The sequence below is a fragment of the Citreicoccus inhibens genome (assembly GCF_019039035.1).
Taxonomy (GTDB): Bacteria; Myxococcota; Myxococcia; order Myxococcales; family Myxococcaceae; genus Citreicoccus; species Citreicoccus inhibens.
Genome location: NZ_JAHNZT010000006.1, coordinates 166357 through 179498, shown reverse-complemented (window position 1 = coordinate 179498; position 13142 = coordinate 166357). Strand labels below are relative to the sequence as shown.

At 71.0% G+C, this 13142-nt stretch carries 12 protein-coding genes; 8 read left to right on the top strand and 4 right to left on the bottom strand.

Annotation, left to right across the window (positions count from 1 at the left end; translation table 11 throughout):
- Positions 1-5: 5 nt before the first annotated feature.
- The 3 genes from KRR26_RS10690 to KRR26_RS10680 form a co-directional block, all read right to left on the bottom strand.
- Positions 6-431: a hypothetical protein gene (locus tag KRR26_RS10690; protein WP_217079764.1), complete on the bottom strand. Its 426-nt coding sequence runs from the start codon at positions 429-431 to the stop codon at positions 6-8.
- Positions 432-858: 427 nt separating this feature from the next.
- Positions 859-1968: a porin gene (locus tag KRR26_RS10685; protein WP_217079763.1), complete on the bottom strand. Its 1110-nt coding sequence runs from the start codon at positions 1966-1968 to the stop codon at positions 859-861.
- A gap of 138 nt (positions 1969-2106) precedes the next feature.
- Positions 2107-3714 (bottom strand): PKD domain-containing protein, encoded by a 1608-nt coding sequence (locus KRR26_RS10680; RefSeq protein WP_217079762.1) that lies wholly within the window; start codon positions 3712-3714, stop codon positions 2107-2109.
- 209 nt (positions 3715-3923) lie between these two features.
- On the opposite strand from KRR26_RS10680, the gene KRR26_RS10675 reads away from it, so the two are divergent.
- The 5 genes from KRR26_RS10675 to KRR26_RS10655 all read left to right on the top strand — a co-directional run bounded on the left by KRR26_RS10675 (position 3924) and on the right by KRR26_RS10655 (position 8273).
- The gene (locus tag KRR26_RS10675; RefSeq protein WP_217079761.1) at positions 3924-5111 is read left to right on the top strand and encodes a GNAT family N-acetyltransferase; all 1188 of its coding nucleotides are present in this window, start codon (positions 3924-3926) and stop codon (positions 5109-5111) included.
- Positions 5112-5198: 87 nt separating this feature from the next.
- On the top strand, positions 5199-6194 hold the full coding sequence (locus tag KRR26_RS10670) for an NAD-dependent epimerase/dehydratase family protein (protein ID WP_120202936.1): 996 nt from the start codon (positions 5199-5201) through the stop codon (positions 6192-6194).
- Between the two features lie 61 nt (positions 6195-6255).
- A complete protein-coding gene (locus KRR26_RS10665; RefSeq protein ID WP_217079760.1) occupies positions 6256-7110 on the top strand; it encodes a WGR domain-containing protein in 855 nt (284 codons plus the stop codon).
- A gap of 30 nt (positions 7111-7140) precedes the next feature.
- Positions 7141-7566 (top strand): hypothetical protein, encoded by a 426-nt coding sequence (locus KRR26_RS10660; RefSeq protein WP_217079759.1) that lies wholly within the window; start codon positions 7141-7143, stop codon positions 7564-7566.
- The gene (locus tag KRR26_RS10655) at positions 7563-8273 is read left to right on the top strand and encodes a hypothetical protein (RefSeq protein ID WP_147422881.1); all 711 of its coding nucleotides are present in this window, start codon (positions 7563-7565) and stop codon (positions 8271-8273) included. The genes KRR26_RS10660 and KRR26_RS10655 overlap by 4 nt, the downstream gene beginning before the upstream one ends.
- A gap of 1 nt (position 8274) precedes the next feature.
- Here the strand turns inward: KRR26_RS10655 and KRR26_RS10650 are convergent, their stop codons facing one another.
- Positions 8275-9135 carry a hypothetical protein gene (locus tag KRR26_RS10650; RefSeq protein WP_217079758.1) on the bottom strand — a complete coding sequence of 287 codons (861 nt, stop codon included), beginning with the start codon at positions 9133-9135 and terminating at the stop codon, positions 8275-8277.
- Between the two features lie 226 nt (positions 9136-9361).
- Between KRR26_RS10650 and KRR26_RS10645 the strand changes: the two genes are divergently transcribed.
- The 3 genes from KRR26_RS10645 to KRR26_RS10635 are packed head-to-tail and all read left to right on the top strand — an operon-like array spanning position 9362 to position 13108.
- Complete coding sequence (locus tag KRR26_RS10645) at positions 9362-11059, top strand: substrate-binding domain-containing protein (protein ID WP_217079757.1); 1698 nt, start codon at positions 9362-9364, stop codon at positions 11057-11059.
- Between the two features lie 58 nt (positions 11060-11117).
- A complete protein-coding gene (locus KRR26_RS10640; RefSeq protein ID WP_217079756.1) occupies positions 11118-11927 on the top strand; it encodes a hypothetical protein in 810 nt (269 codons plus the stop codon).
- Positions 11924-13108, top strand: coding sequence for a substrate-binding domain-containing protein (locus KRR26_RS10635; protein ID WP_217079755.1), 1185 nt, complete (start codon positions 11924-11926; stop codon positions 13106-13108). The genes KRR26_RS10640 and KRR26_RS10635 overlap by 4 nt, the downstream gene beginning before the upstream one ends.
- Positions 13109-13142: the final 34 nt, after the last annotated feature.

Below are 13142 nucleotides of genomic sequence, written 5' to 3'. Positions count from 1 at the left end.
GCCCGTCAGATGTCGCCGCACGCCAGCACGCGACCGCTCGCGTCGGTGGAGCTGTCTCCATACGCGTGGACCGCGAAGGCGTGATTGTCTTGATAGGCGTCCAGATGCTCCAGGTGGAAGGAGTGTCCCTCGCGCGGTGCGTAGGCCTGACGCAGGTAGCTGTCGGGCTCGAAGCCCTCGGTGTGCTCGTGCATGCCCAGGTTGGTGCAGCGGCCTTCGTGGACGTAGCCAATCGTCTTCACGTCCGCGGGGTTGTCCAAGGTGAACGCGAAGCGGACCTCGCCCAGTCCAGCCTTTCCCTCGGTCTCCTCCACGGTCAGGGTCCCCGAGATGCCTGAGTCATCGACGGGAACGAGTGACACTGTCGCGGACTCGTTCTTGCCGCAGCCCATCGCGCACAGCACGCACACCAGCCAGCATCCCTTGCGCATCGTGACCGCTCCTCCTCGCATCGAGAGCTGAAGCGATATCACGCCTCGGTGTCATGGCTCGGCGCCCGGTGAAGAGTCACACCCGCCCTGGTTCCAGCCAGACCTCATGCGGTCATGTCTCGCAGTGAGGTGATAGGGATTGCGGTGCGCGGCTCGTGGGTCTGGCCTGCCTCGCATTGCCTGCGGGGCCTCGGCTCTCCGTATCCTCATGATGCCGCACAAACCAGACTCAAGGACCGGAGCGTTCATGCGCACGCTCTGTAACTGCGGGGCCCTCGCGGTGACGACAGGCCATCAGACGCCGTACTGGACCCGGTCCGCTGTCGAGGCGTGCTGACGCGAACCGAGGGCGGCTCGCACCGCGCCTCGGTCCACTCCACGGCTGGGTTCCCGCATTCGAGCCGTGGAGGACGTCTCACCGGGCGCGTCAGTAATAGAGCTGGAGCTGCGCGGTGCCCGCGATGCCCGTGCGCGCCTGGGAGATGTCACCCTGCCAGGACACGGCCACCTCGGTCTTCAGGTTGAAGGTGTGTTGGTTGAACCAGAAGTTGAAGCCAGGGCGCAGGGCGAGCAGGTCCCTCGCGTCGACGCGCGAGGCGAAGTATTCGGCGGAGAAGAGGGGCTCGAAGATTCCGTGGCGCCAGCCCAGCTCCGCGAAGAAGCCCGTGCCGCTGCGCGGATTGTCGATGCCTTGCTGCCAGGACAGCACGTCGGTCTGGAAGATGAGCTCGTCCTGCTCGTTCCAGGGAAGGTCCACGAAGACATCCGCCGCGAGCGCCAGCGCGTCGTGCACGCCCGAGGCTGTCGCGACGGATGCGAACTGATAATCCGTACCCACGCCCACGGACACGAGCGGCGACTTCGCGAAGTAGATGCCCTTGAGGAACATGTCCTCCTCACGGCCGAGGAAGTTCCAGCGCGCCATGCCCGTGACGCGAGGCAGGTCATCCGGATTGACGGTCTGCCCGGAGTCCAGCACCGCGCCCTCGACGCCTTGGAAGACCGCGGCGCGGAAGGACAGCGGTCCGGCGAGGCCGCGTACCTGGACACCTGCGTCGCGCAAGGCCTTGCCCGCGCTGGGTGGGTAGCGGATGAGGTCCGCGTGGAGGTCAAGCGTGTTCAGCGACGCGGCGCCCTGGACCGTATGGTGCGCGAGCGGCACGAGGAAGAAGCCCGTGTCCACCCAGACCTTCTCGGCGAACTCGTACGACACATAGGCGTCCTGGATGAAGAACGCCGGGTTCCAGTCGCCGTTCTTTCCGAAGTTGGGTTGCTCCGTCTCGACGAAGAACGACAGCTTCTTCGTGATGGAGCCCCCCACGATGAGCCGCACGCGGCGCAGGAAGAAGTCGGTCCCCACGTCTCCCACGGGGGCGCCATCCTTCGTGAGCTGCATCTGCGGTTGAATCAGGACGCCGACGTTGAGGCTCGCGTCGTCGCCCAGGGGAATCTTGGCGGCGGAGGCGGGCGCGGAGGAGAGCAACACCAAGGCCGAGAGCACGGCCACGAGCGAGCAACGGAGGATGGGCGGTGTCATGTCTCCCATCGAGCGCAGCCGCCATCCCCATCACAGTCACGAGGTTTCTTGTGTCCTCGCGGCGCGGCCGCGCTCAAACGTCCTGTACTCGACACGCCGTGGCGATGAAGCCAGTTCAAGCGGTCGACGATGGGCGGATCACGGCCCCTTGGCGCCCGCGAGGATCCACGAGCGCACCCGGACGAGGTCGCCGGGTTGGGCGTCGAAGAGCCCGGGATTGTTCTTGGCCATGCGGTCACCGCAGCTCGTGCCCGACATCTTCCGGATGAGCACCGAGCTGTCGGGGTCCCCCGCGCTCACCCGCGCCAGCGTGTTGCAGCTCGGGTTGCGTGCGGTGATGCCCACGAGGTTGGCGTGGCTGCTGCCCACGGCGAGCACCAGCCCGTTGGTGCTCTGCGTGTCGTGGCACCCCATGCAGTTCTGCGTCCAGACGCGCTGCACGTCCGCGTACGTCGGCACGTGCACGGGCACGATGACGGTGCGTACCACGGGCGCGCTCTGCCCATCGGTGACGGACACGCTGAAGGTGAACGAGGTCTCGGCGCTCAGGTCGGGAGAGAACCACTTCGCCTTCGCGCCGCTCGTGCCCGCGATGAAGTGCCCTTGGGTCGCGGGGGCGGTCTGCGTCCACGCATAGGTGAGCGTGTCTCCATCTGGATCCTCGGCCGCGATGTCGAGCGTCGCGGTGTCGCCCGCCACGAGCGAGTCCGGCGCGGTGATGGTCGGCGCGACCGTGGGCGGCCGGTTCAAGTCCCGCACGCCGACGGTGACATCGCCTTGCGTCACCCCGCCTCGGCCATCCGTGACGGTGACGCGCAACGTGTATGTCGTGGAGCTGCGCACCAGCGGCGCGGTCCACGTCACGTGGTCACCCAGCACGTTCGCGAAGGTGCCGGTGGGACTGGCGGGTGACACCTGCGTCCAGAGGTAGGTGAGCGCATCGCCGTCCCCATCCGTGGCGGCGGCGGACAGCGTCACGGCCTTGCCCTCGTCCACGGTGGCCGCGCTGGACACCGGCACCTGACTCAGCGTGGGCGCCGTGTTGCCGGCCACGGGCGGGGTCACCTCTACGTCCACCACGCCTTGCGTGCTGCCGCCCCGTGCGTCGGACACCACCACCATCAGGGTGAACCGCTGGGCCGCGGTGACGGCGGGCGCACTCCAGGCCGGAGCAGGGACGTGCGCGTCGGTGAAGGTCCCGGCGGGCGTCGTGGGCGCTTGCGTCCAGGCATAGCTCAACGCATCTCCGTCCTCGTCCGTGGCGGTCACGCCGAGCACGACCGGCGCGGGTCCCGCGACAGAGGGGGTGCTGACGCGAGGGCCATTCGTGATGTGCGGCGCACGGTTGAGGATGGGGGCCGCGTGGACCAGCACCTTCACGGAGCCTTTGCTCACCCCGTCCTTGCCGTCCGACACCGACACCGTGAGGACGAAGGAGGTGTCCTGCGTCACGGAGGGCGCGGACCAGGTCGGGCTCGCCTCGGTCGTGCTGCTGAACGTGCCCGCGGGCACGGCGGGCTCTTGCGTCCACGCGTACGTGAGCGTGTCGCCTTCCTGGTCCGTCGCCGTCAGCGACAGCGCCACGCGGTCGCCCGAGGCGAACTCATCGGAGGGCGCGGTGGGCCCGGACAGGCGAGGGGCCGCGTTGCCGGGCTGGGGCTTGGGATCGGAGTTGCAGCCCGTTGCCACGAGCCCTCCGAGAGCGAGTGCCACGACGAGCCAGGGATGGACCGAACGGGGGTGCATGTCGCCTCCGAGAAGATGTCGCCTGGAAAGTGGAAATTCTGGAAATATCTAGAACTCAAGTTCGCACGCGAGCGCGCGCGCGAGCAAGCGGTGGGGTGGGTGGTTTGCCCGATGGCGAACGGCCAGGAGGGAGCGGCGGCGTGGGCTGACCCACCGGGGGCGCCGTGCTAGGCAGGTGGCGGCGCGGGACTGACGTGAGGAGGCGGGTCGTGGAGCAGACGCAGGCGGATTTCAGTCCACCTCGAGATGCGCAGGAGCAGGCCGCGGTGGCGGACATCGTGGCGCAGGCGTTCGCGATGTCTCCGGCGGACTCGCTGACGCTGGTGCAGCGGGTCGGTGCCGCGGGCTATCGCGTGCTCCGCGAGGACGGCCGCGTGGCGTCCACGCTGTCGTATCTGCGCATGGGGCAGTGGTTGGGGGGACGCTCGGTTCCCATAGTGGGCGTGGGCTCGGTGGGCGTGTCGCCCGCGCACCGCGGCTCGGGTGTGGCCACGCGGATGATGCAGGCGCTGCTGCGCGAGGTGCGCGCGGAAGGGGTGCCGCTGTCCGTCCTGTACCCCGCCACGCAGCCGCTGTACCGGCGCGTGGGCTACGAGCTGGCCGGTTCACGCTTCGAGGTTCGCGTGCGCGCGGGCGAGTTGGAGCTGGGCGAGCGGAGCCTGAGCGTGCGCCCCGTGCGGCCCTCGGACGAGGCCGCTATCACCGAGTGTTACCGCCGCGTGGCCCAGCACCGCCAGGGCTGGCTGGACCGCGGGGTGAATGCGTGGAGCCGGGTGCGGCAGCCTCGCGGCGAGGTGGCCTATGGCTACGTGGTGGAGGGCACCTCGGGCGTGGAGGGCTATGTCTACCTGGTGCGTCGCGCGCCGCCTCCGCCGCAGCTCCGGCAGGAGATATTCCTGACGGACCTGGTGGCGAGCACGCCCGCCGCGGCTCGGCGGCTGTTGCGCTTCCTGGGCGACCATCGCTCGCTCGCGCATGAGGTGGCGTGGTTTGGCGCCTCGAATGATCCGCTGTTGATGCTGCTGCGCGAGCAGGCCTACCAGGTGAAGCTGCACATGCACTGGATGGCGCGGCTGGTGGATGTCCGCGGGGCGATGGAGGCGCGCGGCTGGCCCGAGGAGGTCTCGGGCGCGCTGCACCTGGAGGTGGACGACGACCTGTTCCCGGAGAACCAGGGGCGCTTCGTGCTGGAGGTCTCCGGGGGAGGAGCGCGGGTGCGAGCGGGCGGGGACGGGCGCATGCGGTTGCACGTGCGCGACCTCGCGTCGCTGTACACCGGCTTCCAATCGGCCGAGGCCCTGCGTCAGGTGGGGTTGGTGCAGGCGGATGACGGCTCGGTGCGGACGGCCTCGGCGCTCTTCGCGAGCGTTGCGCCGTCGCTCTGCGACATGTTCTGACTCACGCAAGAGACCGAGCGGCGGAGACCGGCGCGCCGCTCGGAGTCGTTCCATCGCTGGGGGCTTCACGGCAGGAAGGACAGGGACGTGCGCGCGTTCATCACCGGCGGTTCAGGCTTCGTGGGCAGGCACCTCATCGCGGAGCTTCAGCGCAAAGGGACGCCTGCGCGTGCGCTGGCGCGCTCTCCGGCGGCGGTGGAGGCCGTGCGCGCGGCGGGCGCGGAGCCCGTCGAGGGCGACCTGTCCGACGTGGACCGCCTGCGCCAGGGCATGGAGGGCTGTGACACGGTCTTCCACGCGGCGGCCTACGTGAAGACGTGGGGACCGCGCGCGGACTTCTTCGAGGCCAACGTGCGCGGGACCGAGCGGGTGCTGGAGGCCGCGCGCCTGGCGGGCGTGAAGCGGCTGGTGCACGTGGGCACGGAGGCCGTGCTGCTGGATGGCGAGCCGCTCGTTCGCGTGGATGAGACGCGCCCCATCCCGGAGCGGCCCATCGGGAACTACGCCTCCACCAAGGCGGAGGCGGAGCGGCTGGTGCTCAGCGTCAACTCCGCGGAGTTGACCACGGTGGTAGCGCGCCCCCGCTTCATCTGGGGACCTGGGGACACCACGGTGCTGCCGGGCTTCGTGGAGGCGGTGCGCTCGGGACGCTTCAAGTGGATCGACGGGGGGCGCTACCTCACCTCCACCTGCCACGTGGAGAACTGCGTGGAGGGGTTGCTGCTCGCGGCGGAGAAGGGGCGCGGGGGGCAGTCCTACTTCCTCACGGATGGCGAGCCGGTGGAGTTCCGCGAGTTCATCACCGCGCTCCTGAAGACGCGCGGCGTGGAGCCGGGGACGGGCTCGTTCCCCAGTGCCCTGGCGGCCACGGTGGCGCTGCTGGGCGACGTGACGTGGAGCTTCCTGGGCCTGTCGAGCCCGCCGCCGCTCAGCCGCACGGAGTACCTGCTGGTGGGGCGCGAGGTGACGGTGAGCGACGCCAAGGCCCGGCTGGAGCTGGGCTACGAGGGGCGGATGACGCGCGAGGCGGGCTTGAGAGGGCTGACGGCGGAGTTCCGCGAGCAGCCCCCGAAGGCCGCCTGAGCCAGAAGGGCCCGTCGTGAGATAGCCTGGAGTTCACGAGGTTCGCGGGAGGAAGCGCGGCATGCGCAGGTTCGAGTTCGTCGAGGGCAGCAGCTCCAAGTTCTGGGAGCCGGAGCAGACGGGCAACGTCTTCACGGTCACGTTCGGTCGCATCGGCACGGCGGGCCAGCGCAAGGAGAAGGCCTTCGCCGACGAGGCCAGCGCCCGGCGTGAGTACGAGAAGAAGGTCGCGGAGAAGCTGCGCGAGGGTTACCGCGAGGTCTCCGGGGACGGTGCGCCCGCCGCGCCGCCCGTGCCCGCGGGGCCGCCGGCTCGGCCCGCGTTGCCTCGCCGCGTGCCCGCGCTCACCGCGCGTCCGGAGCAGGTGGCCGCCGCGGCTGCCGCGCTCATCGGGCTGGACAAGAGCCTCGGCCGGCGAAGCTGGCGGGTGACGCGCGAGGCCCTGCGCGCGCGCAGGACGCTGCGCGCCCTGGGCGGCGTGGACCCTGCCGCGCACGCCGAGCTGTCGGGCCCGTTCGCCTCGCTGATGGAGCGCGTGGTGGCCACGGGCCGGGCGCGCCTGCCGGTGCGCCATGCGCTGGCGCTGCTGTCGGCGGTGGATGTGGCGGCCTTCGTGCGGACGCTCGACGTCTGGCGCCGCGCGGCCACGCCGGTGCCCGGCGCCAGCGTGGTGGTGAAGCAGGCAGACGCCCTCTCCGAGCCCGAGCTGGCGCTGCGCGTGGGCGCGCTGCTGGTGGAGCGGCCGGAGCTGCGGGGCCACTCCGAGGACCGCTGGGGCAAGCGCTGGACCGAGCTGCGCCCGCACGTGGAAGCGCACCTGACGGACGCGGGCGGCTCGTTCGCCGCGTGGCTGGGGGCGCTGGATACCCAGGGTGACGCGCACGTCGCCAAGCGCAGGACGCGCCTGGAGGCGTGAAGCCCGGGCCCGGTGCTAGCCTGGGCAGGCATGAACATCTCGTCACGTGGGGGGCTGGCGGCGCTGTGCGTGCTGCTGGCGACGGTGGGCTGCGCATCCCGGAGTGCTGGGCGCAACCCGAACATGGCGTCCGACGCGAGCATGGAGAAGCGCGCGGACGCGCTCGAGGAGCGCAACCAACAGCTGCGTGAGGAGCTGCGCCGCAAGGAGGCGGAGGTCGAGCAGTCCTTCGCGGCGGTGACTCGCGCGGAGGATGCCGCGCAGCTCGGCTCGCTGGGCTGTGCCGGCGCGACGCCCTCGGCCTCGCCCGCGCGCGGACTGCCTCGCTCGGGCGCGGTGCACGCGAAGCTCGCGCTCCAGCGCCAGAGCTATCGCGTGACGACCTCCTTCACGCCCGCGCGCACGGTGGGCACGTGGAAGGTGTCCCAGGGCACGTGCCAGGTGGCCTCGCCATGAGGGCCGCGAGTCGTTGGTCCGCGATGGGACTGGTCGCGTGGACGGGGCTCATGGGCTGCGCGTCGGATCCCCGCGCGCGGATGATGGCGCTGGAGCAGGAGAACGCCCGGCTCACCCAGGCCACCCAGGCGGCGGACGAAGCCGTGCGCGCCTCGGCCGAGTACTCCGAGGAGCTTCAGTCCCCAGCGAAAGCGGGCAACACCTTCTCGCTGTACTACGCGCCCGCCACGCTGGAGCAGGCGGCCTCGCGGATGGTGCCGTACCGGATGCCGGGCCGGGACTTCCACAGCAAGCTCGCCGGCGACATCGTCGTCGAGCGCCTCACCGACTTCCGCCCGCTGTCTCGCAACCGGCTCGCCTGTCGCGCCCACCTGCGCGGCGACAACGTGCGCTACACCGGGAAGGTGCCGTCCTTCGCCAAGGGGCAGGTGCGCGACTTCGAGCGCGCCGTGGCGGCGGGCGCGGTGGCCGACCTGGAGGTGCAGCTCACGCTGGAGGGGTCCTCCGTCCAGGCGCGCGCCCAGGCGGTGCAGGCCCGCTTCAACTCCAAGGAGGGCGCGGGCTACGAGCGGCAGCTCACGGACGAGATGAACCAGCGCGCGCTGCGCCTCCCGCTCGTGTTCGACCTCTCCATCCAGGGCACCTCGGCGACGCCCCGGCGGCTGATGGTGACGGGCAACCACGTCATCGTCACCTACACGCCTTGAGTCAGGGCGACTCGAACGGCGGGGCGGGTTCCTTGGGGGCGGGAGTCTCCGGGGCGCTCGTATCGGTCGCGGGCGCCTCGGCGGGCACGGTGCGCGGCGGCCGGTCGATCTCCTCGGACGGGTACTCGCGCGCGGCCTCCAGGTAGCGCTGGGCCTGGAGGCGCTTGCGCTCCTGGCGGCTGAGTCCGTCGGGGCTCACCAGTTGTAGCGCGCCGTCCTCGCCCTGCTCCACGCGGTGCCCGTCGCAGAAGAGCCACTCGATGCGCTCGTTGGCCGCCTGACGCGCGAAGTACAGGTCCGGCTCGCCCATCTGCGGCTTCTTCGAGCACCAGGTGCGCCGGGCCGTGGCCTCGCGCTCCTCGGCCTCGTCGCGCCACTTCTGACGGGCCTCGCTCAGCGCCGCCGCGGCCGCCGCTTGAGGCGCCTGGGCCAGCCTCTCCTGCGCCTCCTTCACCAGCGCCGCGCCGCGTTGGGCGATGTCCGGGAAGGCCCCCGCGCGCCGGAAGCGGCACTCCTGCAACTTCGTGAGGTTGCGCTGGTGGACCGTGAGCACCGGGGGCAGGCTGCGCGCGGCCTCCTGCAAGAGCGCCAGGTGCTGGGGATGCTCCACCGCATCCGGATGCGTCGCGTCCGCCGTCTCCTGGAGGAAGCGCGCCAGCATCCCGTTCACCGCTGACAGCTCGTCCGACAGCCACCGCGGCTCGGCCTTGCAGAGGTTGGACTTCGCCGCCGCGTAGTCTCGGTAGTCCACGCGCGCCATGCCCAGGGAGTACCGCTGGACGGGGGGCGCGGGGGTCGTCGCGCAGGCGCCCAGCGCCGCGCCCAGGCCCAGGAGGGCCATCCGCCGCCAAATCACCTTCATCCGGCCACTGTGCCAGCCGGTTGGAAGGCAAACCAACGACGAGGAGCCTGCGTGCAGTCGAAATTCACCCACGCCCCGTATGAGCAGGCGGGCACGACTGCCACGAACAGGTGACGCCCGTGTGACGAGGGGGTGAGAACGGCAGCGGAGACGGGGGGCTGACTTGTGGGGCCACGGCGGGGCCTTTCACAGTGGGCATCGACTCACCGAAGGGGGAGAGACGTCGATGCGGAAGGTCCACATCGGAATGCTGGCGCTGGTGCTGCTGAGCGCCTGCAAGTGCGGGACGGGCGAGGGGCCCCGGGACGAGGCCACCGCGCGCGCCGAGGCGGTGCCAGACCGCGCGCTGGTGCTGACCGTGGCCTACGGCAGCGAGAAGAAGACGTGGCTGGAGGAGCAGGCCCGGGCCTTCGAGGCCAGCGGCGCCGTGACGCCGAGCGGCCGGCCCATCCGCGTGGTGGGCAAGGCCCTGGGGTCGGGCGAGGCGGTGCAGGAGATTGCGTCCGGGCGACTCAAGGCCCACGTCTTCAGCCCGGCCTCGACCGCGTACCTGCCGCTGCTCAACAGCGCCTGGATGGCCACGTCCGGCCGCACGCAGCCGCTGGTGGGGCAGGGCGAGCCGGTGCTCCTGTCGCCCATCGTCATCGCCATGTGGAAGCCCATGGCGGAGGCGCTGGGCTGGCCCGCGAAGCAGCTGGGGTGGGCGGACCTCCTCAAGGTGGCGGCCAGCCCGCGTGGCTGGGCCGACTACGGGCACCCCGAGTGGGGGAGCTTCAAGCTGGGCCACACCCACCCCGAGTTCTCCAACTCGGGGCTCCTGGCCGTGCTCGCCGAGGCCTATGCGGGCGCCGGCAAGACGCGCGGGCTGACGGCTCAGGACGTGGGCTCGGAGGCGACGCGGGCGATGCTCCAGCGCATCGAGTCCACGGTGGTGCACTACGGCAAGTCCACCGGCTTCTTCGCGGACAAGATGCTCCAGCGCGGCCCGGGCTACATGTCCGCCGCGGTGCTGTACGAGAACCTGGTCATCGAGTCCCAGGGCAAGGCCTCCGACGCCCCGTTCCCGCTCGTGTCGCTCTACCCGGTGGAGGGCACCTTCTGGTCGGACCACCCCTATGCGGTGCTGGACGCGGAGTGGGTGGGCCCGGAGGAGCGGGCGGCGGCCGCGGCGTTCCTCGCCTTCCTCAAGGCCCGGCCCGCGCAGGAGCGGGCGCTCGCGCTCGGCTTCCGGCCGGCGGATCCCTCCATCGCCATCACCACGCCGGTGGACGCCGCGCACGGCGCGGACCCGCGCCAGCCGCAGACGCTCCTGGAGGTCCCCGAGGCGAATGTGCTGGAGTCGCTGCTCGCCACGTGGCGCCAGACGAAGAAGGCCACCGACATCGTCTTCGTGTTCGACAAGTCCGGCAGCATGAAGGGCCGCCCGCTGGCCGAGGCGAAGGTCGGCGCTCGCCGCTTCCTCGACACGCTCTCCGACCGGGACGAGGTGGCCCTGCTCTTCTTCGACAACAACGTCTATCCGGTGGTGGGGCCGCGCGTGCTGGACGCCGCGGGGCGCGCGGAGCTGGGCAGCCGCATCGACACGGCGCTCGCGGATGGTGGCACCGCGCTGTACGAGGCCACGCTGGCCGCGTACCGGGCCTCCCAGGCTCGGGCGAAGGTGGCGCCCGGCCGCATCCACGCGGTGGTGGTGATGACGGACGGACGGGATGAGAGCAGCGTGCTGTCGCTCGCGCAGCTCAAGGCGGGGCTCACGGGAGACAGCGAGCGCGAGTCCACGGTGCGCGTCTTCACCATCGCCTACGGCAACGACGCGGAGGGGCAGGTCCTGGAGCAGATCGCCGAGTCGGGCAAGGGCTCGTTCTCTCGCGGCAACGTGGAGGACATCGTCCAGGTATACCGGGACGTCGCTTCGTTCTTCTGACCATGCCCCGTTCTTCTTCCACCGCCTACGCTTCCACCGCCGACTGGGAGGCACCTCGATGGCCGAGCGCGGCGTGAGCACCTTGCTGCAACACCTGCCCCGCGTGCTGGGGCGCGCGGCGGCGGCTCCCTTGAACCTCGGGGTGGCGGGGGCCGGAGCCCTGGGCGCGGCGGCGCTGCACTCGTGGCCGGTGCTCGCGCTGGGCGGCGCAGCCTATGCGGCGATGGTGGCGTGGGACGTGGCCTCGCCGGACTTCTGGCGCGGGGTGTTGTCCCGCCCCCAGGGCGCGCGGCCCGGCGGTCCGCTGGACGCACGGGCCTTCGCGGACCCCCGGGTGCGCGAGGCCATGCTCGGCATGCTCGGCGCGCGGCGCTCGTTGGAGAATGCGCTGGAGGATGCGCCCGCGGGCGTGCGGGCCCAACTGGGGCTGGCGCTGACGTCGTTGCGGGAGTTGGAGGAGCGGGCGTGGCGGTTGGCCGCGCGCGGTGACGAGTTGTCCGCCTTCCTGCGCGCGACGGACGCCCAGGCGGTGCGAGAGGCCATTCGCGTCACCTCGCAGCAGGCGACGCAGGCGAAGGACGCCGAGGCGCGGGCTCAGTACGAGAGCGCCCGGGCGGCGCACGAGGCGCAGCTCCAGGCGCTGCGGGACATTGGCGCGGCGCATGACCGGGTGCTGGCCAACCTGACGCGCATCGCCGCGACGATGCAGGGCCTGCCCGCCCAAGTGATGCGCCTGCGCGCGCTGGATGCGCAGGCAACCGAAAGCATGTACGGGGACCTCAACGAGGAACTGGGCCGGATGAACGGCGAGCTCGGTGCCTTCGAGGAGTCCCTCCAGTCGTTCCAAGCGGTGGGAGTCGCGTCATGAAGCCCAAGGTCCTCATCATCATCGGATTCCTCGCCGCGGTGGGCGGCGTCTTCTACCTGACCTCCAAGCGGGGGGACGAGGTGCCGGGCGCCAGCACCGCGAGCGCGGCGACGCCGTCTCGGGACGTGACGGAGATCTCCTTCCTCTACAGCACGGAGAAGAAGGACTGGGTGGAGGCCGCGGCGGCGGGCTTCCAGCAGGAGCACCCGGACATCAAGGTGACGCTGGTGGGGCGGGGCTCGCTGGACGCGGCGCAGGCCATCCTGGATGGGCGCGAGAAGCCCACGGTGTGGAGCCCGGCGGACAGCGCGGTGTTGCGGATGCTCTCCTCGGACTGGGCCACGGACCCCACGCGAGGTGCGCTGTTCGCCACGGATGGGGACGCGGCGCCGCAGCCGCTGGTGATTACGCCGCTCGTGTTCGTGGTGTGGGAGGACCGGGCGCAGGTGCTCCAGAAGGCGAACGCGGGGCAGGGCGTGTCGTGGAAGACGCTGCACAAGGCGGTGGCGAGCGACCAGGGCTGGCCGGCGATCGGCGGCAAGGCGGACTGGGGCTTCGTGAAGCTGGGCCACACGGACCCCACGCGCTCCAACTCGGGATTGCAGGCGTTGTTGCTGGCGACGATGGAGTTCTACGGCAAGCGCACGGGCCTGACGGTGGGGGACCTCCTGGACCCCAAGTTCCAGGACTGGGTGAAGCAGTTGGAGAAGGGCGTGACGCGCTTCGAGCCCTCCACGGGCACGTTCATGACGGACATGGTCCGCTTCGGGCCCTCCAAGTACGACGTGGCGGTGGTGTACGAGAACCTGGCGATTTCGCAGATCGCCAACGCGCAGGGCCGGTGGGGGAACCTCAAGGTGTATTACCCCTCGCTGACGCTCTGGAGCGACCATCCGGCGGCGGTGCTGCAGGCCAGCTGGGTGACGCCGAAGCAGAAGGTCGCGGCGGCCGAGTGGCTGCGCTACCTGCACAGCCGCCCGGTGCAGGAGCGGGCGCTGGCGTTTGGCTTCCGTCCGGCGGACCCCTCGGTGCCGTTGAAGACGCAGGACCCGGCGAACCCGTTCACGCGGCTGGCGGAGCAAGGCGTGCAGGTGGACGTGCCCCCCGTGGCAGAGATTCCCGAGGGCCCCGTGGTCCGCAACCTGCTCACGCTGTGGACGCGCCTGATGGCCAGCCGGTAGTCACCGGCCGGCATCTGTCTTCAGTGAAGCCGTC

Coding starts and splice junctions, on each gene's coding strand:
- KRR26_RS10690 (WP_217079764.1), bottom strand. CDS start 431: ATGCGCAAGGGATGCTGGCTGGTGTGCGTGCTGTGCGCGATGGGCTGC.
- KRR26_RS10685 (WP_217079763.1), bottom strand. CDS start 1,968: ATGACACCGCCCATCCTCCGTTGCTCGCTCGTGGCCGTGCTCTCGGCC.
- KRR26_RS10680 (WP_217079762.1), bottom strand. CDS start 3,714: ATGCACCCCCGTTCGGTCCATCCCTGGCTCGTCGTGGCACTCGCTCTC.
- KRR26_RS10665 (WP_217079760.1), top strand. CDS start 6,256: ATGCGCAGGTTCGAGTTCGTCGAGGGCAGCAGCTCCAAGTTCTGGGAG.
- KRR26_RS10660 (WP_217079759.1), top strand. CDS start 7,141: ATGAACATCTCGTCACGTGGGGGGCTGGCGGCGCTGTGCGTGCTGCTG.
- KRR26_RS10655 (WP_147422881.1), top strand. CDS start 7,563: ATGAGGGCCGCGAGTCGTTGGTCCGCGATGGGACTGGTCGCGTGGACG.
- KRR26_RS10650 (WP_217079758.1), bottom strand. CDS start 9,135: ATGAAGGTGATTTGGCGGCGGATGGCCCTCCTGGGCCTGGGCGCGGCG.
- KRR26_RS10645 (WP_217079757.1), top strand. CDS start 9,362: ATGCGGAAGGTCCACATCGGAATGCTGGCGCTGGTGCTGCTGAGCGCC.
- KRR26_RS10640 (WP_217079756.1), top strand. CDS start 11,118: ATGGCCGAGCGCGGCGTGAGCACCTTGCTGCAACACCTGCCCCGCGTG.
- KRR26_RS10635 (WP_217079755.1), top strand. CDS start 11,924: ATGAAGCCCAAGGTCCTCATCATCATCGGATTCCTCGCCGCGGTGGGC.